The sequence below is a fragment of the Paenibacillus vandeheii genome (assembly GCF_030433635.1).
Taxonomy (GTDB): domain Bacteria; phylum Bacillota; class Bacilli; order Paenibacillales; family Paenibacillaceae; genus Paenibacillus; species Paenibacillus vandeheii.
This window is the reverse complement of sequence record NZ_JAROCD010000028.1, coordinates 1-24,766: the sequence shown is the minus strand read 5'-3', so window position 1 is coordinate 24,766 and position 24,766 is coordinate 1. Positions and strand designations below refer to the sequence as shown.

Annotated in this window: 21 protein-coding genes and 3 tRNA genes; all 24 read right to left on the bottom strand. The window is 47.6% G+C overall.

The features are described 5' to 3' along the window. Positions 1 to 166: 166 nt before the first annotated feature. Positions 167 to 1,918 carry a hypothetical protein gene (locus P5G61_RS31270; RefSeq protein ID WP_301250022.1) on the bottom strand — a complete coding sequence of 584 codons (1,752 nt, stop codon included), beginning with the start codon at positions 1,916 to 1,918 and terminating at the stop codon, positions 167 to 169. Between the two features lie 39 nt (positions 1,919 to 1,957). Next, the gene (locus P5G61_RS31265) at positions 1,958 to 2,830 is read right to left on the bottom strand and encodes a carbohydrate ABC transporter permease (protein WP_301250021.1); all 873 of its coding nucleotides are present in this window, start codon (positions 2,828 to 2,830) and stop codon (positions 1,958 to 1,960) included. A gap of 70 nt (positions 2,831 to 2,900) precedes the next feature. Further along, positions 2,901 to 3,800 (bottom strand): ABC transporter permease, encoded by a 900-nt coding sequence (locus P5G61_RS31260; protein WP_301250020.1) that lies wholly within the window; start codon positions 3,798 to 3,800, stop codon positions 2,901 to 2,903. A 138-nt stretch (positions 3,801 to 3,938) separates the two neighbouring features. Beyond that, positions 3,939 to 5,528, bottom strand: coding sequence for an extracellular solute-binding protein (locus tag P5G61_RS31255; RefSeq protein WP_301250019.1), 1,590 nt, complete (start codon positions 5,526 to 5,528; stop codon positions 3,939 to 3,941). 456 nt (positions 5,529 to 5,984) lie between these two features. Further along, entirely contained in the window at positions 5,985 to 8,237 is a 2,253-nt protein-coding gene (locus P5G61_RS31250) for a helix-turn-helix domain-containing protein (RefSeq protein WP_301250018.1), read from the bottom strand. A gap of 295 nt (positions 8,238 to 8,532) precedes the next feature. Continuing rightward, entirely contained in the window at positions 8,533 to 9,480 is a 948-nt protein-coding gene (locus tag P5G61_RS31245; protein ID WP_301250017.1) for a ribose-phosphate diphosphokinase, read from the bottom strand. Positions 9,481 to 9,559: 79 nt separating this feature from the next. Next, a complete protein-coding gene (gene hisJ, locus P5G61_RS31240; RefSeq protein ID WP_301250016.1) occupies positions 9,560 to 10,384 on the bottom strand; it encodes a histidinol-phosphatase HisJ in 825 nt (274 codons plus the stop codon). Between the two features lie 11 nt (positions 10,385 to 10,395). Beyond that, entirely contained in the window at positions 10,396 to 11,124 is a 729-nt protein-coding gene (gene hisIE / locus P5G61_RS31235) for a bifunctional phosphoribosyl-AMP cyclohydrolase/phosphoribosyl-ATP diphosphatase HisIE (protein ID WP_301250014.1), read from the bottom strand. After that, positions 11,117 to 11,878, bottom strand: coding sequence for an imidazole glycerol phosphate synthase subunit HisF (gene hisF / locus P5G61_RS31230; protein WP_079344982.1), 762 nt, complete (start codon positions 11,876 to 11,878; stop codon positions 11,117 to 11,119). Before hisF ends, hisIE begins: the two co-directional genes overlap by 8 nt. A 231-nt stretch (positions 11,879 to 12,109) precedes the next feature. Then, the gene (gene hisA / locus P5G61_RS31225) at positions 12,110 to 12,844 is read right to left on the bottom strand and encodes a 1-(5-phosphoribosyl)-5-[(5-phosphoribosylamino)methylideneamino]imidazole-4-carboxamide isomerase (protein ID WP_301250012.1); all 735 of its coding nucleotides are present in this window, start codon (positions 12,842 to 12,844) and stop codon (positions 12,110 to 12,112) included. A gap of 307 nt (positions 12,845 to 13,151) precedes the next feature. Further along, positions 13,152 to 13,772 (bottom strand): imidazole glycerol phosphate synthase subunit HisH, encoded by a 621-nt coding sequence (hisH, locus tag P5G61_RS31220; protein WP_301250011.1) that lies wholly within the window; start codon positions 13,770 to 13,772, stop codon positions 13,152 to 13,154. Positions 13,773 to 13,775: 3 nt separating this feature from the next. Continuing rightward, positions 13,776 to 14,405: an imidazoleglycerol-phosphate dehydratase HisB gene (gene hisB / locus P5G61_RS31215; RefSeq protein ID WP_301250010.1), complete on the bottom strand. Its 630-nt coding sequence runs from the start codon at positions 14,403 to 14,405 to the stop codon at positions 13,776 to 13,778. After that, the gene (hisD, locus tag P5G61_RS31210; protein ID WP_301250038.1) at positions 14,398 to 15,702 is read right to left on the bottom strand and encodes a histidinol dehydrogenase; all 1,305 of its coding nucleotides are present in this window, start codon (positions 15,700 to 15,702) and stop codon (positions 14,398 to 14,400) included. Before hisD ends, hisB begins: the two co-directional genes overlap by 8 nt. A 161-nt stretch (positions 15,703 to 15,863) precedes the next feature. Then, positions 15,864 to 16,523 carry an ATP phosphoribosyltransferase gene (hisG, locus tag P5G61_RS31205; RefSeq protein WP_301250009.1) on the bottom strand — a complete coding sequence of 220 codons (660 nt, stop codon included), beginning with the start codon at positions 16,521 to 16,523 and terminating at the stop codon, positions 15,864 to 15,866. Between the two features lies 1 nt (position 16,524). Next, a complete protein-coding gene (locus P5G61_RS31200) occupies positions 16,525 to 17,736 on the bottom strand; it encodes an ATP phosphoribosyltransferase regulatory subunit (RefSeq protein WP_301250008.1) in 1,212 nt (403 codons plus the stop codon). 536 nt (positions 17,737 to 18,272) lie between these two features. Continuing rightward, entirely contained in the window at positions 18,273 to 18,815 is a 543-nt protein-coding gene (locus P5G61_RS31195) for an acyltransferase (protein WP_053782927.1), read from the bottom strand. After that, complete coding sequence (gene ppaX, locus P5G61_RS31190) at positions 18,812 to 19,462, bottom strand: pyrophosphatase PpaX (RefSeq protein ID WP_301250007.1); 651 nt, start codon at positions 19,460 to 19,462, stop codon at positions 18,812 to 18,814. Before ppaX ends, P5G61_RS31195 begins: the two co-directional genes overlap by 4 nt. Before the next feature lie 6 nt (positions 19,463 to 19,468). Then, positions 19,469 to 20,506 carry a prolipoprotein diacylglyceryl transferase gene (lgt, locus tag P5G61_RS31185; RefSeq protein ID WP_301250006.1) on the bottom strand — a complete coding sequence of 346 codons (1,038 nt, stop codon included), beginning with the start codon at positions 20,504 to 20,506 and terminating at the stop codon, positions 19,469 to 19,471. 128 nt (positions 20,507 to 20,634) lie between these two features. Beyond that, entirely contained in the window at positions 20,635 to 21,573 is a 939-nt protein-coding gene (hprK, locus tag P5G61_RS31180; protein ID WP_301250005.1) for an HPr(Ser) kinase/phosphatase, read from the bottom strand. A 262-nt stretch (positions 21,574 to 21,835) separates the two neighbouring features. Further along, positions 21,836 to 22,960 carry an ABC transporter ATP-binding protein gene (locus tag P5G61_RS31175; RefSeq protein ID WP_301250003.1) on the bottom strand — a complete coding sequence of 375 codons (1,125 nt, stop codon included), beginning with the start codon at positions 22,958 to 22,960 and terminating at the stop codon, positions 21,836 to 21,838. A gap of 103 nt (positions 22,961 to 23,063) precedes the next feature. Beyond that, positions 23,064 to 24,257 carry a PucR family transcriptional regulator gene (locus tag P5G61_RS31170; protein ID WP_301250002.1) on the bottom strand — a complete coding sequence of 398 codons (1,194 nt, stop codon included), beginning with the start codon at positions 24,255 to 24,257 and terminating at the stop codon, positions 23,064 to 23,066. A 163-nt stretch (positions 24,258 to 24,420) separates the two neighbouring features. After that, a tRNA-Lys gene (locus P5G61_RS31165) sits at positions 24,421 to 24,493 on the bottom strand. Between the two features lie 7 nt (positions 24,494 to 24,500). Further along, a tRNA-Tyr gene (locus P5G61_RS31160) sits at positions 24,501 to 24,586 on the bottom strand. A 9-nt stretch (positions 24,587 to 24,595) separates the two neighbouring features. Beyond that, positions 24,596 to 24,671: transfer RNA gene (locus P5G61_RS31155), tRNA-Phe, on the bottom strand. Between the last annotated feature and the right edge of the window lie 95 nt (positions 24,672 to 24,766).

Here is a 24,766-nt window from a genome sequence, read left to right as displayed (position 1 = left end):
ATTCATACTCTCCAGTATACCACATCTTAAGGCCCACTTCTCAATATGTAGTTTCATGTCGTTTATGCCAAAAATGCGCAAAAAAGATGACACCTCCTCATCCCTTTCGAATGAAATGTCATCTTTTTGCTTCTTGTACTCTTTCGTATAAAGAGATTCATCAGAATTATACCTTCAACGCCATGGTAGGCGAAAGAGAGATATGAACCGTCTTGTGGAAAGGAGTCATAAAGTTAACCAGCACAACCTTACACTTATCAGGCAGCTTCGCCTCACGTACGGTTGCCGCCAAATGCCCCACCTCGCCTCCGGTCAGCTCAATCCAGTCATCTCCACAGGAATAACGCAATGTACCGCTCTTCCACAGGTAATGGCCCTCATCCGTCTCATGCAACTCCCCATGGGAAAGCTCGCCCTCGCTTCCGAACACGAAAGACAGCTGCATCATGATCTGCTCCGGTTCAGCTCCCGATAAATCCAGTGTCCATCCATTTTCCGATTGTAACACTTCCGTCTGTACACGGAACGTCTGCTCATGGGTGAGCGCTCGACTCTGATGGGGTAACAAATACCACGGGCTGATGGCTGTTCTCGCCGTCTCAGGAAGTTGACTACCCGGAACCGGACCATAGTAACCCTTCTTCTGCTCGCCCGTTAGACTGTAACCTGCTGACAATCGAGACATGTGCTGCATCGGCACATACCCTGGATTAAAATAGGAGGCCAACTGAACAGCCAGCAGACGTACCGCACCATGACGAAGGGCAAAAAATGAAGGCACCTCCGTCATTACGGTCGCGCTTGTACTACCCCTCCGAATACGCGCTACAGGTGCGCCGAAGTCCGTATGCATCCGGCTGTGCGAGATGCGCCCATGATGACCTGCCGATTCCATTCGCTGCAAATAGTCCTCTCGCACAAATCGCTCGTTCAGTATGATCTCGTACAGCTCAGGCAAATGATGACGTGCCTTACCTGCCTGCTGAAGCTCAGGCTCCAGCAGCAGCCGAACGAGCGCATTGACCGAGCAGACGCCGGGATCTGTTAACATTTCTCCCGCCCATTCAGCCATGCCGGCGAAGATCGGATCACCGTCCAACCGGGCCAAAATGGCATACGGCAAATAATACGGTGATAGATCATGCAGGCTCCCCAGATCCTGGCGACCTGAGTAATCCGTAACAACCTCACCGGTTGGATGTACAAGATACACCATCATGCGAAGATTGAGTCTCACCGGGTCCAGCAATTCGGGACGATTTAACAGACGTGCCGCATGTATTAACATAATATCACTGACCGCACTGTAAATTCCGTTGCTGCGTTCCGTCCATTCCCCGTCAGGCGTGATATCCATACCCTCAGCCAGCCACTGCTCTGCACGCTGCACGGCTTCCTTCAGGTCAAACAATTGATGCAGGAAACCGAGCGCCGCGCACAGCACCCAGCGATGGTTCGGGGTATGACAGCCCCCGGCTAACATGACCGGAACAGTTCGTTCCAGAAACAGGCGCATATTCTCCAGCACAGGTTGCAATGGCTCCCAGTACTGCTGCTGAAGTAACTGGTACAGCTGCGCATATCCCACAACGACAAATGCGGTGTCCGGCGGAGAATGGTAATTGGTCCAGCCAGGAGAGATAGAGCCGTCCTCATGCTGATTACGCAGCACGTATTCCGTTGCCAATAGCAGGCGATCAAGCAGTTCCTCATCCCGGTAATAAATCGAATCGGGATTAACAAGCGCCGCTCCCCAGTAACACATATCCGTAGGTGTTCCGGATGTGTGATTGACCCAAGCGATACCTGTAGAGGGATCAATCGTTCCTCCATAATAGCGGCTCTCCGGGTCAAGTACTTGCCGGGTAATCCCTTTCTGAACTGCTCTGTCATTGCTGTCCACCAGTTGTCTATACATGTCTAGTCCCTCCAAACAAATGCATTTACATCGTTATCATCAACCCTTGACTGCTCCAAGCATGGCACCGCTAACAAAATATTTTTGCAGCCACGGATAGACGAGAAGAATGGGTACAGTCGCAAAAACAACGGTGGCAGCCTTGAGGCTTTCCGGGGTTAATGGAGCGCGATTAGCCCCCTCCATCAGCGTAAGTTCGCTCACCATATTGTTTTGTACCATCTGGAAGAGCTTGAGCTGTAAGGGATACAGCTGAGGATCATTAATATACAAAAGAGAATCCTGGAATCCATTCCAGCGTCCAACCGCATAGAAAAGGGCCAAAGTAGCCAATACAGGCATGGATAGTGGCAATATAATTTTAAAGAGCGTGTGTACATGTGAACTGCCGTCAATCTCTGCCGACTCCTCTAAACTTTCCGGTATGCCTCTGAAGAACGAAATCAGGATAATCAGGTTAAACGGACTCACCAGACCAGGCAGAATCAATGCCCAGACCGAATTAAGCAAGTTGAGATCACGAATGAGCAAGTACTCAGGTATCATCCCGCCGCTGAAGAACATCGTAATAATGATGACATACATAAAGAGCTTGCGCCCTTTCAGTTTTTTCTTGGTTAACGGATATGCAGCTGCAAGTGTGAACAGCATGCACAGCACTGTGGTCGCGACTGTTAGAACCGTTGTGAAGCCCAGTGAATAGAGCATCGATTGATCAGAAAACACCTGAATATACGCATCCCAATTGATTTCTTTGGGGAATATGGTCACTTCACCTGACGTAATCGCCCGGTTCGAACTGAGTGATATCGCAATCGTGTGCAGAAACGGAGCCAGACAAAATATAACAAACAAAATGATAAAGGAGATATTAACGATATCAAAAATCCGGTTTGAGGTGCGTTCACTCATATGCGCACAGCTCCTTTACTGATGGTCTATACAAACAAGCCGATTGGCGTATCTTTCATTCTTTAATAACCTACAAAATACCTTCACCGGTTGCTTTTTTTGAAATATAGTTGGAGCCGAGTACAAAGATAAGTCCCACAACGGCCTGGAACAAACCAACGACGGTTGCAAGTGTGTATTGTCCTGATTCAAGACCAACTCTGTATACAAAGGTACTGAGTACATCGGAATATTCACGCACAGCCGTGTTACCGATAATATAAGGCCGATCAAAACCGATACTGACCATATGACCGAGATTGAGAATAAGCAAGGTCACGATGGTTGGTTTAATGCTCGGCAGCGTAATATGCCAGATTCTCTTCAGCCGGGATGCTCCATCAATCTCAGCCGCTTCAAACAATTCCTTGTTCACGCCGGTTAATGCGGCCAGATATAGAATGGTCCCCCATCCTGCACTTTGCCAGACACCTGTGAACAGGTACGTCACAAGCCAAGGATTCTTCTCTGTCAAAAATGGGATCGAATTTAAGCCCATGCTCTCCAGCACACCGTTAACCATACCGGATTGATTGCCAAACAATTGGTATACAATGCCTCCAATGATAACCCATGAGATAAAGTGAGGAATGTACAGAATCGTCTGCGATATTTTTTTGAACCATTTAAAGCGAACTTCATAGAGCATAATGGCCAATAAAATTGGAGCAGGGAACGAAACAATCAGATCAAGAAAATTCAGCATAAAGGTATTACGTAGTGTGGTGTAGAAGTCACGCATCCCAAATACCTCACGGAAAGCGTCGAAACCGATCCACTCACTACCGTTAATGCCCTGGAACAGGTTGAAATCCTTAAAGGCGATTTGAACACCGTACATCGGTCCGTAGCGAAAGATCAAAAAGTAGATCAGCGGCAGTGAGATCAGTGCATACAATTGCCAATACCTTTTCAAGTATGTGATCGTCAAGTCGGTTTCCTCCTATCAACAAAGAAACGGCTGTGCCGCACAAATCAGCGGCACACGTCCCTTCCAAAGTTATGCGCTAACATGCGTATCTTATTTGGAGCCATGATGTGTAAGGATTATTTATTGAGTAACGATTACTTACTGAAGTGCTTCTTCAAGCTCTTTCTTCAATTCTGTGCCACCGAGCGACATGAAATCATTCATTTCCTTTTCATAAACAGCTTCAAATTCCGCAGGCTTAGCCATCGCTGTTTTTACGATAAGCACTTTTAGCTTATCATTCAGCGCCGTCCCATATTTGGATTCCGCTGCAATTGGTTTGCTAAAAACGATCGGACCGATGGTGTCGGTATTCGCAATGTTAATGGATTGTCTCATCAATTCCTGATTATTCTCCGGGAAGCCCGCGATCCATGCTGCTTCATTTACTTCCTGGTCTCCGATCACTTTGCCATTGGCGATGATAGCCATGTCACCGGAATTGTAGATGCGATCCTTCATTTCCTGTGTTGCGTCATTTTTGACAACTGGAATTCCATCGACCATCTCGTAATTTTCACCTTCGACGCCGCTGTACATATCAAGCAGATTATTTCCAGAAGCCATCCAATCCAAATATTTCACTGCTTCTACAGCTCGTTTGCTGCTCTTTGGAATCATGATATACATTCCGTTGCTGCCGTAACGTGATTTGATATATTTATTGTCAACATTGGCGTTTGTATAAGCGTCGATTGCTGCGACTTTGCTACCCGGCACGTTTTTGTACAAATTATCCAGCATACCGTCTGCGTACAGAATCTGACCTACATCTTCCGACATATAACCGATGTTGCCGTTTTGGAAGTCCTTAACCAATTGAGTTTTCTCTTCATCAAGACTGAAATCTTTGCTGATCAGACCTTCATTGTACAATTTGTTAAGGAACTGCATCGCGTCCTTAAAGCCTTCATGCAACGGTAGTTCGTATCGTTGACTGTACGTCAGTCCATCCTGAATCGGCTTGATAAACGAATAAATCAGTGTCTCATACTGAGCTGGCGCAAGTGCCATACCCATTGGGATGTTTTTGCTTCCCAGATTACCCGGATCTTTCTCTTTAAATGCTTTTAGCGTCTCGTAGAGCTCTTCCGTTGTCGTTGGAGCCTTCATTCCAACTTTGTCGAGCCAATCCTGGCGGATATAAGAATTATAACGGGCAGTAATGGCACGTTTACCCGGAATGGCGAATTGCTGACCTTCAAGCTGACCAAACTTCAACAAGTCTTCACCCAAATATTCTTTTAGGTTAGGTGCATGCTCCTTAATAAGCTCACCTACGTCGGTAAGTCCCCCCTGCTGGGCATAGCGATAGAAAACACTCGAGTCATATACAAACACAATATCCGGAACGTCGCTGGCGCTAGCCATCAACACATTGAGCTTCGTCGTTTCCTCCGAACGCTGAACCGGTACGAATTGCACATCAATGTTATTTGGATCACCGAACTGTTCCTGAATCCATTTAGTCATATAGTTGTTGGTAATCGTATACGGTGAAGGGCTGTTACCGCGATCAAAAACTTCGACTTTCAAGGTAACGCGCTCACCATTGCCCGATGTGCCACCCTCTGTTGTCTCTTGATTCGATCCAGACGAGCATCCCGCAAGTAAAGACACTCCCATTACCATCGTAAGCGCCAATCCCATCCATTTCTTGAGACTCCCTTTGGTTGCTTTTCCTGTCATTTTGTCATCCCCTTAGCTTTGCGTGAATTGTTTAAAGCTTGCCCAGAGTATTCCACATCTTTCCGCACCCTGGCAATAAACCCGTTTCGGAAACGCTTACATAAGGAAATTGGTTTATCGATTATAGCCATTTCATAAACCAATTATTATCTTAGACTTCCGGACTGATACCAAGCAACAGCCGCCATTTTGGGCTTCTCTACCCGATTTGTCCGGATTGGACCCCATAAACCATTTTCCTACACTGACTATTTTCGTATACGGCATGAAAAAAGGTGTATTCGTGTCCATCTCCCCGCACAGGAACGCTGAGCAGTCAGGTCGCTCGTTCAAACCAACAACAAAAAGACGGACTCCAGCATGACACTCCTCCTGACGGAGAGCGCATGCATGAATTCCGCCCTGTGCTTCACGCTATCGGTATTTGAACAAGCTGGAGTTCTCCCAATCCCTGTATTATGACTCGTCCACCAGAGGCTCACGTTTCAACCGGCGATAGTCACCCGGTGTAATACCCGCAACCCGCTTGAATACACGTCCCAGAGTAATCCCATTGGCATAGCCCACCTTCTGGGCAATGTCCTGCAACGAAAGATCCGTATTCTTGAGCAGCCGTTCCGTTTCCTTCATCCGCAATTCTGCAAGGAAGTCTACAAACTTCATATTGAACTCTGTCTTGAACAAATAACTCGCATGTTTACCGGTAATCTGGAATCGATCGCTCAGATGTTTCAGCGAAAGATCTGGATTCGCAAACTGTTCTTCAATATAGTTTCTCATTTCATTGACCATCGCTTTGTAGCTTTTGGTTTCGGTTACCGACACATAGGTTCTAAACAGATCCGTGAGGTCATCAAACAAAATGTTTTTGACTCCCTCAAGTGTCTCCGCTTCTTTCATCAGCATTAACCACTTGTTGATGTTTTCCTCCGATAATTTCTCCTGCAGCTGTTCAGACATGACCGCTACTTCCCGGCTGAGCATCTGCAGCATCGCCTGAATCAAGGAGTGAATCTCATCATCCGGCAGCTTATCACGTTCAAAAGCCGCGAAAATCTCCTCCAGCTGATCACGCCACTGACTGCTCGACATCCGAAACCGTTTAACAAAATCAGCAATCATCTGCAAATAAGTATAGGTATCCAGCAGCTGCTGCTGAGTTTCTCCATACCCGGCCAGTGCCACATCCCCGTCTCTCAGTAATCTGCGGTGCATCACAGTCTCAGCCGCCACGTATGATTCACGAATGGCCTTGATACCCTCTGCAATCGGTCCGATACCGAAACTCAAGGATATACGCAGATTCTGCTCAACCCAAGATCGGCATTCCTCTGCAACCAGGCGAATCTGCTCTGTCATATCCACACTGCTGTCTGTGGACAGGAAAAGGATCGCAATCTGATCGGAGCTGACCCATTCCGTCCAGCATTGCATATCTGCATTGCGTGAGAGCTCTTGCAGAACGTTCATTAGCGCAAATTTAAGCGTATTCTGCTCACCTCTCGTGAACTGTTCTTGGAAGCCCTTCTCATAACGGTTGATTTCGCCAACCACAACAGCGAAGCATGACGAAGTATCCATACCAGTTAACGGGGAAAGATCCTTCAATCGTTCTACGGCATGATCCAGATTTTCTCCATTCAGCAGATCGTTAAAAAGTTTACTGCGTTGCAGTAACACGTTTTCCCTGCTCTTTTTGTCCGAATCCATCATATGGTTGATCAGGTTTTCCAAAACGCCGTCAATCAATTTCATCTCATCGGTACGAGAGCTGGATTGTTCCAGCACACGAATCTGATGAGCCTCAATCCGGTTCATAATGATTTGAATAGGCTTATAATTACGACGAGTGATATAGATGATATAGAAAATAGCGCAGATGACTGTTACAACCGCAATCGCTACCCACACATAGGAAACGACCGAAACCCAGCCATACAGGTTTCCTTTCTTGATTCCACTGGAGATCGTCCACCCCAACCGTTCAAGCGAAAGGGTGTTCAGCTCTTGTCCTTCTGCGGTACCTTCACGATCTGAATGCGCATCGTATACAACCTGACCGTTACGGTCAAAAATGCTCATGAAGGAAAGCTGTCCATTGACCATACTGTCAATACTCTGCTCGATACTGCTCATTTTGATATTAATGACAAGCACCCCATCCGAGCCAAATGGCAGGGGCATGTCTTTATCTACCGTCAACACCCGAATAGGCGTACGCTGATTAACCCCTGCATCATATTCCCTGACGGGCTGCCAGCCTGAAGCAAGAGTACCGGACTCAATTTGGTCGATCCAAGCCTTGTCTGAGAAGCTGTCTACATCCCTGGAGCCGCTCGATGTTAAAACGCTTTCATTTTTCTTGTCATATAAATAAATCGATTGAATCCAGGGGTTGGAACTCGTCATCTCACGTAAACTCTGTGCAATGCTATACACAGTCTCTTTGCCCACCTGGTTCTGGCTATTGAAATAATACTTGTAGGCCTGTTCACTCTGCACCGCTTCCATCAACGAAAGCTCAATATCCCGGAGCGTCCGGTCCAGACTATCCGCCAAATAACTGGAGGAGATGCGATCTGCTTTCCTAGTTTCTTCCCTGGAGATGTCATTAATGAAAACAAAAGCGATAAAAATGAGTACGGTCATGGTAAGAAAGAAAATAGGAAAATAAGAAAATAGAAGCCGATAATACCAAGTCCGGGACAATAGACCCCACTCCTCACTCCACGACACCGGTGTATATTGCCGTGGTTCTACTGTTCATTACATCCGTCACATCTCTAGGATTGAGTCACCCTGACAGCACGCAGCCATAGAACTAATTTTAAGTTATTATAGCACAAGCCTTTAGGCAGCAAAGCAGGAATTGATTGTCTCCGCTCTCTTATCACATCCATCCTTACCCTCATTCATGATCATAAAAAAACAAAAACCGTGCTGAGCAGCAAACTACTCCAACACGGTACAGTAAACCTGGATTCGCACAGTCTATGCTGCATGGTTAAATCCCTGAATCTTTAAACAGTGTAGCCATGGAGCCACCATCCACAATGATGCGAATAGCGCGGGCAAGCATTGGGGCCACGGGTAACACTTTGAAGCATTCGGGATGATCATCAGGCAGGGCAATAGAGTCTGTGACCACCACCTCGGCAATGGACGGGTGATTAAGCTTACCTAGCGCTCCGTCCGAGAACAGGCCATGTGTTGCGCATACGTATACATTTTTGGAACCACGTTCCTTCAATCCTTCAACAACATTGAGAATTGTCGTTCCGGTATCGATCAGATCCTCAATAATAATCGGAGTTCGACCCTCCACATCCCCAATGACGTGTGTAATGATCGATTCGTTATGGCTTGGCCGCTTCTTGATCATAATGGCAAAAGGGGAATCCAGACGATTCGCCAGTTTCTCCGCCATCGAAGCTCGTCCCGCATCAGGGGAGACAACCACCGGATTTTCAATGCCTTTACTCAACAAATAATCACTAATGAGATCCAAGGATGTCATATGGTCCACTGGAATATTAAAGAATCCCTGAATTGCTGCTGCATGCAGATCAATGGTTACTACACGGTTTGCTCCAGCCGTAGTTAACACATCTGCAACCATCTTGGCCGAGATCGGCTCACGCGGAGCAGACTTACGTTCCTGACGGGCATATCCGTAGTAGGGAACAATAATATTCACCGTACGGGCAGAAGCCCTTTTGGCTGCATCAATCATGACGAGCAATTCAACGAACAACTCATTAATCGGATGAGATAATGATTGAATCAGAAACACATCACAGTTGCGGATCGTCTCTTCGTAGTGAACGTATATTTCTCCGCTCTTGAACCGGGACAGTTTGATCTTGCCTAGTTGTACACCCAGCTTGTCGCATACCTGTTCTGCCAGCTTAGGGTTCGATGAACCGGAAAAAATACGTAACGAATGCTGCATAATGCCCTCCTGAGGGTTGAAGTCCCTATATAATCCTTATCTACAAGGTTATTTCCTACCCTCATTATACTCCACTGCTCTATACATTTAAAGAAAGGAACGAGCGCTGACGTCCTTCAAAAACAGCTACCTCCGTACAGCCCAGCTCGCGCAGGAGCGCCTCCGCTTCAGGCAGGTAATCACCTAGCTTCAGCGGATCATGTGCATCGGAGCCAAGCGTGAGTGGAATTCCTAATTGAATAGCCTCTGTTAACATTCGGCGACCCGGGAACATCTCTGCACATGGCTTCGATAATCCTGATGCATTGAGCTCCATAGCGCAGCCACTCTTTGCAATAGCTTGCAGCGCTGCATTTTCCAAAGTTACCCGCTCTTCCGTCTGCTCTGGTGCCGGAGCGAAGCCAAAGCGCTTGATGACATCCGCATGGCCCATAATATCGTACATTCCTGAAGCTGCCGCTTTGCTCACGGCATCATAGTACTGACGGTAAACTTCAAGTACGTCTTTGCCTTCCCAATGATGGGTCTGGCGAAAATCCGTAATGTCCCATTCCCCGAGAAAGTGAACCGATCCAATCACATAGTCCCAGGGGTACCGCTCGATAATGGCCCGAATTTCTGTCTCCCAGCCTTCAATATAGTCGCCTTCGAGGCCGACACGTACATCAATCTGGCCGCGGTACCGCTCCTTCAGAGAAAAACACTCTTCCACATAACGCGGCAGCTCGTCCATCGGCATCGCCATTTCGGGATAATAGTGAGCGGGGTCTACATGCAGTAAAGGCATGTGATCGGATAGGCCAATCTGCGACAGGCCAATCTCCACCCCACGCTGCACATACGCCTCCAGCTTGCCAATGGCGTGACCACAACGCTCATGGTGTGTATGATAGTCTATGCGCACAGGCTCGCCTCCTAATCGCGGCGAGGCCGCTCGTGGCGGCGGCTCAGCTCTGACATGATGTCATCCAGCGGCAGCTTGCGCTCTTGCAACAGTACGAGCAAGTGATACATCAGGTCACTGACCTCAAGGCGGAGCTCGTCATTGTCTTTATTTTTGGCGGCGATGATCGTCTCGGACGCTTCTTCACCGATTTTTTTCAAAATTTTATCCACGCCCTTATCAAACAGGTACGTCGTATATGCGCCTTCCGGACGCTCGCGTTCACGCTCTGCAATTACGGATTCCAGTTCAGCCAGTACTTCAAAACGACCTTCCGAGCTGGAACTTGCAGTAGTTGCACCCGATTCACTTGAAGCTTTGTCTCCGGGTTGCTCTGGCAAGCCCACGATTTCATTATGGAAACACGTTACTGCTCCGGTGTGGCAAGCAGGCCCATTTGGCTTTACCTCAACGAGCAAGGTGTCACCATCACAATCGTATTTCAATGAAGTAATCGTCTGTACGTTGCCTGAAGTTGCGCCCTTGTGCCACAGCTCTTGACGCGAACGCGACCAGAACCACGTTTCGCCGGATTCCAGCGATAATTTCAGGGATTCCCGATTCATATAAGCCATCATCAGAACTTGACGCGTCTGTGCATCCTGCACAATGGCAGGTACCAATCCGTCGCTCCAACGAATGTGCTCCACAACCTGCTCCAAGGATAATTGCTCCTTGATCTCATTGCTTACGTTAGTCACGGATCTCCACCCCTTGCTCTCTCAAATGTTGTTTTAACGCCGGAACGGCGATTTCTTTATAATGGAATATCGTTGCCGCCAGACCTGCATCCGCTTTACCTGTCGTGAACACATCATAGAAATGCGATTCCTTGCCCGCACCACCCGAAGCAATCACCGGAATACGTACCGATTCGGATACCGCTGCAGTCAGCTTTAGATCGAATCCGTCCTTCGTTCCATCCGCGTCCATGCTTGTCAGCAGAATTTCTCCAGCACCTAATGTCTCCGCCTGCTTAACCCATTCCAGCGCCTTGATCCCTGAAGGTTTCCGTCCACCATGCGTATAAACCTCCCACTCGCCCCAAGCCTCATTATACTTGGCGTCTATTGCTACGACGATGCACTGGGAACCAAAGCGGCGCGCCCCATCTGCAATCAGCTGAGGATTAAGAACGGCTGCCGTATTTACAGCAATTTTATCCGCTCCTGCACGTAGAATGCGCTTCATGTCTTCCACCTTGGAAATGCCTCCACCCACGGTAAAAGGAATAGCGATCTCGCCTGCGGTCTGCCGCACTACTTCTTCCATCGTCTCGCGGCCTTCCACCGAAGCGGAGATATCGAGAAATACCAGTTCATCCGCGCCCTCGCGGTCATACAGCGCCGCCAGCTCTACCGGATCACCCGCATCGCGGAGATTGACGAAGTTAACGCCTTTGACGACCCGGCCGTCCTTCACGTCCAGACAAGGAATGATTCTTTTTGCCAGCATGCTCCTCTTCCTCTCTCTCCGATTATCGCATACCTGTATAAGTTCAACTATAGAACATTCACACTAGCCACTCCGATGACAGAACAACCTTACGATCGCTGTTATCCCCAGATTTTTTGATCCGTTTAAAGGGAAAATCCGGTGATAAAGGCGAACGTTTCACTTCTTCAGGTTATCTCTGTCCTCTCCGTTATTGTGAAAATGTTTATTTGAGCCTATATAGTATCGCTATTATTTATTTGCCGCACGAACCGCTTCGGACAGATCGATGCTGCCCGTATACAGCGCTTTGCCCACGATTGCTCCTCCGACACCGTCTTCCGCATGCTTGCTTAAACGAAGCAGATCATCCATGACACTAACTCCCCCGGAAGCAATCACCGTACGACCACTCGCCTTCGCAAGAGACACAATCGCTTCCACGTTAGGACCCTGCATCATGCCATCACGAGAGATGTCCGTGAAGATAAAGGTTTCCGCACCGAATGCCGCCAGTTCCTTCGCCAGCACCTCAGCCTGAACTTCCGATGTCTCAAGCCAGCCGCGTGTTGCCACATACCCATTGCGTGCATCGATACCAATCGCTACTTTGTCTCCATATCGTCCCAGTACTTCTTCAGTAAAAGCGCGATCCTCGATAGCAGCTGTTCCGATAATAAGGCGACTCACACCGAGACCCAGCAAACGCTCTACATCAGCTACTGTACGAAGACCCCCACCTACCTGTACAGGCACGTTAACGGCCGAAGCAATGCGTCCAATCAGTTCATCATTCACCGGATGTCCTGCTTTGGCACCGTCCAGATCCACCAGATGAACGTATGTACCCCCTTGCTTCTCCCAGGAAAGAGCAACTTGAACCGGGTCATCGTTATATACCGTCTCCTGATTGTAATCTCCCTGCACCAGTCTTACACATTTGCCGTCCCGGATATCAATTGCCGGATATATGATAAAAGATGACATACAAGGCCTCCTGAATATATTCATATTTGTCTCTATATAAATTGAAACTAAAGAATATTTACACTTGCCACTCCGATGACAGAACAACCTTCCGATCGCTGTTATCCCCAGATTTTTTTTGAATCCCTTATTTAAAGGGGAAAATCCGGGGATAAAGGCGAACGCTCCGCTTCTTCAGGTTATTTCTGTCCTCTCCGTTCTCGTGTAAATGTTTAGTTCAATTTATATAGATTAGATTTTATATAAGTTTAGCTACGTATTATTCTATAAGGATGAAATTAAAAAATCATATGATTCCAAATTATGATTACGCCTTCGATCCAGTCAATTCCAGGAAGTTTCCAAGCAGCTTCATCCCCAGCTCTCCGCTCTTCTCCGGGTGGAACTGCATTCCGAAATTGGAGCCTCTGCCAACAATCGCCGTAACCGGATGTCCGTAATCCGTTACTGCCAATAGATCGCTCTCTACTTCCGTACGTGCATGGTATGAATGGACAAAGTAGACATGACCTGCCTCAAGCCCCGCGAATAGTGGATTCTCCGGATGCAGGAACTCCAATCGATTCCAGCCCATATGTGGAACCTTTAATTCTCCCGGTGCGAATCGCACCACTTGACCCGGCAAAATGTTAAGTCCTTCATGCTCGCCATGCTCCTCGCTTGAGCTGAACAATAACTGCATGCCCAGACAGATCCCGAGCAGCGGTTTGGGTCCAGCTGCCGCTTCCTTCACCACAGCGTCCAAACCATTTTCCCGCAAGTGCACCATGGCATCGCCAAACGCACCTACACCTGGCAGAATCACACCATCTGCACCAAGAATAGCATCCCGGTCACCTGTAACCAGCGCTTCGTAGCCAAGACGTTCGACTGCTTTGCCGACGCTGTGCAGGTTCCCCATACCGTAATCGACAATTGCAATCGCCATCGTCTACAGCACTCCCTTCGTGGAAGGCACACCCGTTACACGTGGATCAATTGTAGTCGCCTCATCCAGTGCACGACCCAGTGCTTTGAAGATCGCTTCGATCATGTGATGTGTATTTTGCCCGTAGTGCACAATAACGTGCAATGTAATCCGAGCTTCCAGCGCTAATTTCCACAGAAACTCATGCACCAGTTCGGTCGAAAAGCTGCCCACTTGCTGGGATGGGTACTCTGCACGGTACTCGAAGTGAGGTCGGTTGCTCACATCAATCACAACCTGAGCGAGAGCCTCATCCATCGGCACAAATACACTGGCATAACGTTTAATGCCGCGCTTATCACCCAACGCTTCACGAAGTGTCTGCCCCAGACAAATCCCGATATCCTCCACCGTGTGATGGTCATCAATATCAACATCGCCGCGCGCCTGTACATTCAGGTCGAATTGTCCATGCTTCGTGAACAGGTCCAGCATATGATTCAGGAATGGTACGTCTGTTTCAATCTCGGATTGCCCCGTTCCATCTACGGCAAAAGCAAGCTGAATGTTCGTTTCATTTGTTTTGCGGTCTACCTCTGCCTGACGTACAGCCCCCTTGTTCTGAAGGTCCAAACCATTATTTTGCTTATTCATTATCCGATTCCGCCTTTCCTTCCTGTTCTAATCGTACAGCGATCGCACGGGCGTGTCCTTCGAGCCCTTCATGCCGGGCCAGCTCTATAATAGCCGCTCCGTTTTGGAGCAACGCTTCCTTGCTGTAATAGATCAAACTTGATTTTTTGATAAAATCATCCACATCCACAGGTGAACTGAATCGGGCCGTTCCATTGGTCGGAATAATATGATTCGGTCCGGCAAAATAATCCCCTACCGGCTCCGAGCTATACGGGCCGAGGAAGATTGCTCCGGCATTTTCTATCCGGCCAGCATAAGCCATTGGCTCCTGCACCATGATCTCCAGATGCTCCGGTGCGAGCCGGTTCACCACATCGATTCCCTCATCAATGGAATCGACCACAATAATCGCGCCATACTGCTCCACGGAAGCAGCAGCGATATCGCGCCGCGGCAGCACCTCCAGCTGCTGCCGCACTTCGGCCTGCACGGCTTCCGCCAGCACGGCCGAGGTCGTGACGAGAATGGCCGATGCCATCTCGTCATGTTCCGCCTGCGACAACAGGTCTGCGGCGACATACACCGGGTTCGCCGTATCATCGGCGAGCACCACAATCTCACTCGGCCCGGCGATACTGTCGATATCGACCGCGCCGTACACCTCGCGCTTCGCGAGCGCCACGTAAATATTGCCCGGTCCACAGATCTTGTCGACCGGGACAATGCTCTCCGTGCCGTAAGCGAGGGCGGCGATTGCCTGTGCGCCGCCAACCCGGTACATCTCGCTCACGCCTGCTTCCGCAGCAGCCACGAGAATGTACGGGTTAATGCCTTCGCCGCCGTTCGTAGACGGCGGCGTCACCAGAACAATCTCCGGCACGCCGGCCACCTGTGCCGGAATTACATTCATCAGCACTGACGAAGGGTACGCTGCTTTGCCGCCAGGTACGTATACGCCGACCCGCTTCAGCGGCCTTATCACCTGGCCCAGCAGACTGCCGTCCGGCTGCCAATCCATCCACGAGTTGCGTTTCTGCTTCTCATGAAACGCACGAATGTTAGCGGCGGCTTGCCGAATCGCCGTCACGAAAGAAGGCTCTACGGCTGCATAAGCCGCCTGCAGCTCTTCCTGCGGCACGCGCAGCTCCGCAGCCGTCAGCTTCGTGCGGTCCAGCTGCTCCGTGTAACGCAGTAGTGCCGCATCCCCTTCCCGGCGAATGTCGCCGACAATACGCCGTACCGATTCATTTTGCTCCGGTGTACCGTATTCCACTTCCCGCTTCAGATCAAATTCCCGTGCAGGTAAAATTTTCATGCGTACAACCTCCCTGTCCCTGTAGTGCGTAATCCCTGGCATTTATGTGTAGAGTCGTTGCTATTGATTCTCATTTCATGCTTCTATGTTTCATTCTTTGGTTATTTCCGTTACTTCATTTCCCGTTCAGTTAAACCTTACATTTCTTGCTTATCTATGGTTTATCCCCGAAAGATCCCCGCAGACATCTCATTCGATGCTGGAATGACCTGTTGGAGTGCATCGCATAACGCCTGAATTCTTGCGTTCTTCATCCGATAGCTTACCCGATTCGCGATAAGGCGGCTCGTGATGTCCAGAATACCTGTCATCTCAACAAGTCCATTCTCACGCAGCGTCTGACCTGTCTCCACCAGATCGACGATTCGATCAGCCAGACCAATCAGCGGCGCCAGTTCAATGGAACCGTTCAGTTTGATGACCTCTACCTGTTGACCCTGCTCGCGGAAATATTGCGAAGCAATTCTCGGGTACTTGGTTGCCACCCGCTGCTGAATGCCAGGCGCCCAGTCAGGTAGCCCGATAACAGACATGCGGCACTGTGCGATGCCCAGGTTCAACAATTCGTACACGTCCCGATTTTCTTCAAGCAGTACGTCTTTGCCGACAATCCCAATATCCGCTACTCCATATTCCACATAGGTAGGCACGTCCACGGGTTTCGCCATGATGAACTCCATCCCCGCTTCCGGCACTTCAATCACCAGTTTGCGTGTATCATCTACATCAACGGGAATATCAAGCCCGGCCTCGCGGAACAATTTGGAGGCTTTCTTATAGATTCGGCCTTTCGGCATGGCAACCTTCAAAATATCCGACATCTCAGCGTCCCCCTCCTTTTTCAAATCCGTATGTGATAACCTGCTCAGCCTGGATTGACTTGCTGCCTGTTAAAGCACCAGTATTCGTACTTGCCTCTGCTCCATCTTTAGGAAGGAGTTGCGTTACTACATTTTGACCGATGCTGCGTAGTCTCGCCGCCTCCGTTAGAGCCTCTGCCCGGCGTTCTGAGGTATATTGAATAAGTATAGGTTTCTTTTCTTCTATTGTAATCCCGTGAACACCATCGATAATTCGGTTCGTTTTGAGCGCAAACCCTGTAGCTGGAAGTGAACGACCAAACTGCTGCAACAGATTGTCATATCGTCCCCCACTGCATACCGGTGATCCGAGTTCTGCCGCATACCCTTCGAATGTCATGCCTGTATAATAGGAGAAATCGCCAATCATCGTTAGATCAATCAACACATGTTCGGAAACACCGTACGCTTCCAACACTTCAAATACCGCACACAAATGTGCAATCGATTTTGCTGCTTCATTACTGGAACTTAACTCTGCTGCGTGTGTACATACTTCTTTACCTCCACGCAGACGTAAGATCGCTTCAAGCTGTTCCTTCAGCTTCGGCTCCAGATCCAACGCTTCAATAGATTGGCGATAACCGACATAATCACGTCCAAGCAATCCTTCTTTCAGTTGCTCCTGTTGCGCTGTTTGCCCTGGGATGACTTCCTCCAGCAATCCGTTCAGGAATCCCATATGACCCATCGCAATTTTAAAGGAAGATACACCCGCTGCCTGCAAAGAAGCAATTGCAAGTGCTACAACTTCTGCATCTGCCTCAGGCGAATCATCACCAACAAGCTCTACACCCGTTTGAAAAAATTCAGCCTCACGTCCCGCTTCCTCTTCAATAGAACGAAACACATTGGCATGATAGGACAGACGCAGCGGAAGCTCTTCATCCTTCAATAAAGAAGAAACCACCCGTGCAATCGGCGCTGTCAGGTCAGATCTTAGCACCAGCGTAGTCCCGCGACTGTTCAATAATTTAAACAACTTGCGATCGGATGTGGAGCTCGCTACACCTACGGTATCGTAGTATTCGATCGTTGGTGTAATGATTTGACGGTACCCCCAGCGTTCCATGCATTCCAGTACATTTCGCTCAATGGTTCTGAGCTTGGTCACCACATGTGGTGTATAGTCACGGAAACCTGTCGGTTTTTCAAAGCCTTTTGGTTTGGACATTGGTATTATTCACCCCGAGTCAGTAATTTAAGATTGGTAGACGTTCTATTTCACAGGATTTATGTATGTAAATCCCCATTCTATCTTGTAACCTGATTTCTTATTATTGCTGCCAGACAGTCTTCGAAAAGTGTCTCGTAAGTGTTCATTTATGCTTAACTAACCTTAATTTTCATCTTGTCTCTTTAACATGGTAAAGTGCTAACAAACTAAAGGATATGGGATATGATAACATGAATGACTATCCATCGTCAACAATCCGGCACCTTTGGTGTACTTGTTGCGCATCCTCCATTTTGATCCCCTTGCTGAAGAATAGTCTGCTTATTTGTATACGAAAAAAGCTGCCATCAGCAGCTTCCTTATTCCAGTGAGTTCAACTTATTTTCTTCCCCTGACTGAACCAATTCAGGTTAATTTCCGTATGTTCGTTGACCATCTTTTCAGATGTTTCTTAAATCACTTTCGGTATACCCTTAAATTTTTCCCGCTTTCCTTTGTTTTCACCTGTTCTTGATTTCTTATGATGAGTCTTCTTACTCCAAAGTTCCCGGAACAGATGGCTCAGTCTTTATGACGATCTCCTCCGCTGAAGCATCCGAGCGAGACAGATCACGAAGTGGATTCCCTCCAACAAAAGCCCCCGGAGCCACATCCTTATGAACAACTGCTCCTGCAGCTACAACCGCACCGTCTCCAATGGTCACACCCGGCAGGATCGTTGAATTTGCACCGATCAGTACATTTTCCCCGATAATCACCTCACCGAGTCTGTATTCTTTAATAAGATACTCGTGTGCCAGGATCGTGGTATTGTAACCAATCACGGAGTTTTCGCCCACCGTAATTTTCTCCGGGAAGAACACATCAACCATAACCATCAATCCAAAGGCCGTATGTTTACCCACCTTCATGCCAAGCATGCGACGATAGATCCAGTTCTTGACCGATAGAATCGGGCAGTACCGTGACAACTGAATCCAGATAAAATTACGCACGCCTTTCCACGGACTCACTGTCTTATAGATATGCCAAAGTGCGTTATGGCCTTCTACGGGATAGCGGGTTACTTTTCTCATGAACGTTCCGTTTCAATCAGCGTAAGCAAATCCTTCATGTCGTGCAAAATATAATCCGGGTTATAGCCGCTCAATACGGCCTCTCCCTTAAGCGACCAGGCTACGCCTGCCGCAAGTGCACCTGCGTTTTGGGCCGATTGAATATCGACTGGACTGTCACCCACCATCAATGTTTTGGCAGGATCTGCACCTAACTCTTTGATCGCTTTCAGGACAGGTTCAGCATGTGGTTTGGGATGTGTTACATCGGTAACCGTCACTATCGACTTCATATATTTCATCAGGTCGAAACGCTCCAGCACCTTAAGTGTGGATGGACGAATCTTAGTCGTAACCACACCCATCACAATTCCTGCTTGATGTAAGGCTTCAATGACCTCAATGACGTGAGGAAATGGTTGTACCATCGCATCGTGGTGTACATCATTGTACGCTCGATATCCTTTGACATACTCAGCAACATCCTCTTTACCTGAGAATGTACGCATCTGATTCTCCAGTGTACCTCCCATATGAGGAATGATCTGTTCCCGGGTCCACGGTGTGGACACCTGCAGATCCTCCATAACGTGAAGGAAAGAGCTAATAATTAGCTCATTTGTGTCGATAATCGTTCCATCCAAATCAAACAATACCGTGTCAATCATGCTGCATTACTCCTTTTTCTCTTCAGCTTGCTTTAGATCCTCTTTGGCCGAGACTGGAGTTACCGTGTCCTCTTTGCCTGCAACCGGACCAGTATGCACCATATCATCCGATGATTCTGAAGGAATCTTGGAAGATACAATCGGATCGCTATACCGCACATCTGCCTTGCCTGTCATTCTTCTCACGACAATGAAGACTACCGCAGCAATAATGATGGCAATAGCCAGCAGTTGCGAGATTCTTACGTTACCGTATGCTGGATCCAGATATCCTTGCTCAAAGCCCATTGCTGTCATCGGAGACCATAACCCATTCACCATGGAAGCAACCCATTGCGGAGCCTGGAATCCCAGACTGTCAGTACGCAGCGCTTCGATAAAGAAACGGCCGATCGAGTACCAGATAAAATAGGACATAAACAGCTCACCTGCACGCAGAAACTTCTGCCGGCGCAGTACCAACAATATGACTAAACCAACAAGACTCCACATCGATTCATACAAAAATGCAGGATGATGGAATACACCTTCCACATTCATCTGATTCACGATAAAGTCTGGCAAATGAAGCTTGTCTCTCAAAAACGATTCTTCCACTGGACCGCCATAGGCTTCCTGGTTTACAAAGTTACCCCAGCGCCCAATCATCTGCCCAACGATAAGCCCAGGTGCACAGATATCAGCCATGCGCCAGAAATTATACCCTTTACGACGGAAGAAAATGACTGCACATATAATCGCACCAATCAGTGCGCCGTATATGGCGATACCACCATTCCATATTTTAAAGACATCCCAGAAATTATCCTTATAATCGTCCCATCGAAATGCCACGTAGTATATGCGGGCACCGATAATGGCAGAAGGCACACCAAGCAGAACCATGTCCATGAACACTTCTTGCGGAATGTTATACCGTTTGCCTTCCCGGATGACGAGCAGCAAACCTACAAGTGCCGCTGTACCGAGAATAAGCCCGTACCAGTGAACCTTTAACGCTCCGATGGAGAACGCAATCGGGTTCAACAGTAATAATGTATCCATTCATTCACACTCCTATAAATTGACTCATTCACACGCATGACCAATTGCTGCATGTTCCCAACACCTGGCATGGGAGTAGAACACGTCAACAATTGGCCTTTAATCATATAATGGTTAATTCTCTTCTCTTAGTCCATGTCTTCCATATCTTCTGAGATCGTTGCTGTTAGCTTGTTCGTAAATTGCAGTGCAGCATTCAGACCCATTTGTTTCAAGCGATAGTTCATTCCCGCCACTTCAATGATAACAGCCAAGTTCCGTCCCGGACGAACAGGAATCGTTACAAGTGGTACATCCGTATCGATAATACGCGTCGTTTCTTCATCCAGACCAAGACGATCATATTGCTTATCCTGCTGCCAAGCTTCCAGACGGACAACCAGTGTTATCCGTTTGTTATTACGAACCGCGCCCGCCCCGAACAATGTCATGACGTTGATGATGCCGACGCCACGAATTTCAAGCAGGTGACGGATCAATTCCGGTGCAGTTCCGTGCAGCTGGAAGTCTGACGTCTGACGGATTTCTACCGCATCATCGGCAATCAGTCGATGACCGCGTTTCACCAGTTCCAGTGCAGTTTCACTTTTACCAATGCCGCTGCTTCCGGTGATCAACATCCCTACTCCATATACATCACAGAGTACACCATGAATCGTTGCTGTAGGCGCCAACTTCTTCTCCAAGAATCCAGTAATCCTGCTGGATAGAATTGTTGTAGCCATGTTACTGCGAAGCACAGCCAGATTCTGTTCTTCACTGATCTCAACCAGTTCCTGTGGCACTTCAAGTCCACGGGTTACAACGATACATGGTGTTTCTTCTGTACAAAGGCGCTGCATCCGATCACGGCGCTCATCTTCTGGCAACATTGCAAAAAAGGCCAGCTCTGTTCTGCCAAGCAGCTGTACCCGTTCTTGTGGATGATATTCAAAATAACCGGCCATTTCCAGGCCAGGACGGTTCAAGTCGTCTACAGTAATGAATCTTTTCAGTCCATGAGATCCAGAAACAACCTCCAACTGGAACTGTTGTACCAACTCAGATACTTTCACTTTTTTCGCCATTTGTCTCTTCCTTTCAGCATTCGCTGCCCTCTATGTACATCAGCATTAGCGTCATTCCATTGCATTAATAGCGCATTCATGTTGTTCGACTCAGCTTATAACCTTCAAATAATCTTAAATGAATTCCGGGCTGAATGCAATCTTGGCTTCATTCATCGATGAGTCAAAAAAGCCCCTTCCAGCAATAACGGAAGGGGCTCACATTACAATGTATGATTGCGTAACTGACAGATTCCATCGTTAGCGATGAATCGCAGTGCTATTAGTCTTGAAGAAGAACGTTCACTTCAGTCTCTTTGTCAAAGATATGAACTTTGTTCATGTCAATTGCCATTTTAACTGTGGAACCATCACGAGTGTTGGAACGTCCGTCTACACGTGCGATTGTAGTGTCGTTACCTACACCGCTCAAGTAGAGGAGCATTTCGTGACCCAGATTCTCTGTTACATCTACGTGTGTAGAGAATACAGAGTTCGGGGATGCTTCAAGGAATACTGGCTCTTCGTGAATGTCTTCTGGACGAACACCCAGAATCACTTCTTTGCCAATGTATCCTCTTGATTTCAGCACTTGTGCTTTACCTTGCGGGATTTCAACATCCACACCAGGAGCTACGAAATGCAGGCTAGTACCTTGCTCAGCCAGTTTACCCGAGATAAAGTTCATTGTCGGGGAACCGATGAAACCAGCTACGAACAGGTTAGCCGGGTGGTTGTAAAGCTCTTCCGGAGAAGCTGCTTGTTGGATGATACCATCCTTCATAACAACGATCCGATCACCCATTGTCATTGCTTCGATCTGGTCATGCGTTACGTAGATAACGGTTGTTTCCAAACGTTTCGCAAGTTTAGTGATCTCAGCACGCATTTGACCACGCAGTTTCGCATCCAAGTTGGAGAGAGGCTCATCCATCAAGAATACTTGTGGATCACGGACGATCGCACGTCCCAGAGCGACACGCTGACGTTGACCACCGGACAATGCCTTAGGTTTACGCTCAAGCAAATGCTCGATATCCAGGATTCTAGCTGCTTCACGTACACGTTTGTCGATCTCATCTTTTTTCACTTTACGCAATTTCAGACCAAACGCCATGTTTTGGTATACGCTCATATGCGGATACAAGGCATAGGATTGGAATACCATCGCGATATCGCGGTCTTTAGGAGCAACATCATTAACGACACGGTCGCCGATATAGAGTTTACCTTCAGAAATTTCCTCAAGGCCTGCGATCATACGCAGTGTTGTTGATTTACCACAACCGGACGGACCTACCAGTACCAGAAATTCTTTATCTTTAATGTCCAGGTTAATATCAACTACTGTTGCTTTATCAGAACCCGGGTATTTTTTGAAAATATGCTCTAAACGTACACCAGCCATGATTGTTGCCTCCTCAGAGATCATTTTGTAATCGAATACATTTTGTAGTTTTATATTAACCCATTTACATGATGTTTGACTATTCGCAAACTGCACAAAAATATCAGAGCTTTTTCGTCACTTTGTACATAAGCAATAAAAGTCGCACCAGAACAGCACTTTCGAAGTTCCTGACATCATATCCAATCTCCTGTTTGATCTTATCCAGACGATATACCAAGGTATTTCGATGAATGAAGAGACGCTTTGCCGTCTCGCTGACATTACAATCCAGATTGAAAAAGGTTTCGAGCGTAGCCAGTGTCTCACTATCACTAAACAACACCGTGCCCTTCCCCGTTTCCTGTATAAAACGAAGACGTTGTTGCACCGGAATGCTATCTACCAAACGTGCGAGGTGCAGATCCCAAGGGAGATGGATGTGCTGTGCAACATGGAAGGCCCTGCCCAGGTGAACACTTTCCTGAAGAAGCGCCGTAACAGAAGATAATTGCATTGCAGGGATACAAGGTAAGGATGCAGACAAATGAAATACACCCGCCCATTCACTGGCTATCAATTCATATAGCCCCTGACAAAAGGCATTTAGCAAATCCTTTCTGGCTTCAGTCGTATCCTCTTCGGCTTCACCTGTAACAATCTCTTCATCACCCAGAAACACCCACTCCTGCGCCCCTACAGGAATCAGTATGATTTCTTCACCAAAATAACTTTCGAGCAATTTATTCAGTTCCTTGGAACGAATGCGATGAGCATCAGGTGTCTCACCTTGCAGCAAAAATGGGATTTTCTCTGTATTCAATTCTCCAGCCAATGAAAAATAATCCGGGACAGACTCCTGCTGAGCTGGTTGCTCAATCTGCTGTCGAAGCCAATGACCCAATTCAGCAAGCTGTTGCTCTCTATCATTTTCATAAATCACAGGCTGTTCTTCATCCAGTAATCGATTATGATTGCTAATGAGCAGCTCAATTAATCGCCGTACTTCAAACGTAACAGAGTCAGCAGAACATCTCCAACACAAGACATTGCCTTCTTGTTCATTCAAACCGACTTTGAAATAAACATGTTCCTCTGCAGTCCAACTTCGTACATCTGTAACCGGATCATTTGAGCTTTCATCTTGAGGTGTAAGATCGTCGGTCCCTTCTGTCCCACTCAGGGTCATTTGTTTAGCTTCCTGACCAACTGAGTTTAATGCAAACTGATTCCATTCTTCTATAGTTAACACAGATTCATCCAATGTAGTGCCTATAATTGCTTCAATTTGTTGTTTTAGATCAGGTATGAGCTTCATATAATGAACGCCACCACTCTGCTTTTTTCTATTATTTTATCATATCTTGCGCAGCATCGCCTTTTTCAGTCTACATATGAGTTCCCACATTAATAAATAAATTATCCATAACAAAAAAAGAGTGATTAATCAAATTAATGATCAATCACTCTTTTTCAAAAGATGAGTCATGAAGGGCTCGAACCTTCGACACCCTGATTAAAAGTCAGGTGCTCTACCAACTGAGCTAATGACTCGTAAAACTGGTGGAGGATGATGGATTCGAACCACCGAACCCGTACGGGAGCAGATTTACAGTCTGATGCGTTTGGCCACTTCGCTAATCCTCCAGGATTACATGGTGGCTCGGGACGGAATCGAACCGCCGACACGAGGATTTTCAGTCCTCTGCTCTACCGACTGAGCTACCGAGCCTTATTCAATTTTGGAATTAATGGCGGAACCGACGGGATTCGAACCCGCGATCTCCTGCGTGACAGGCAGGCATGTTAGGCCAACTACACCACGGT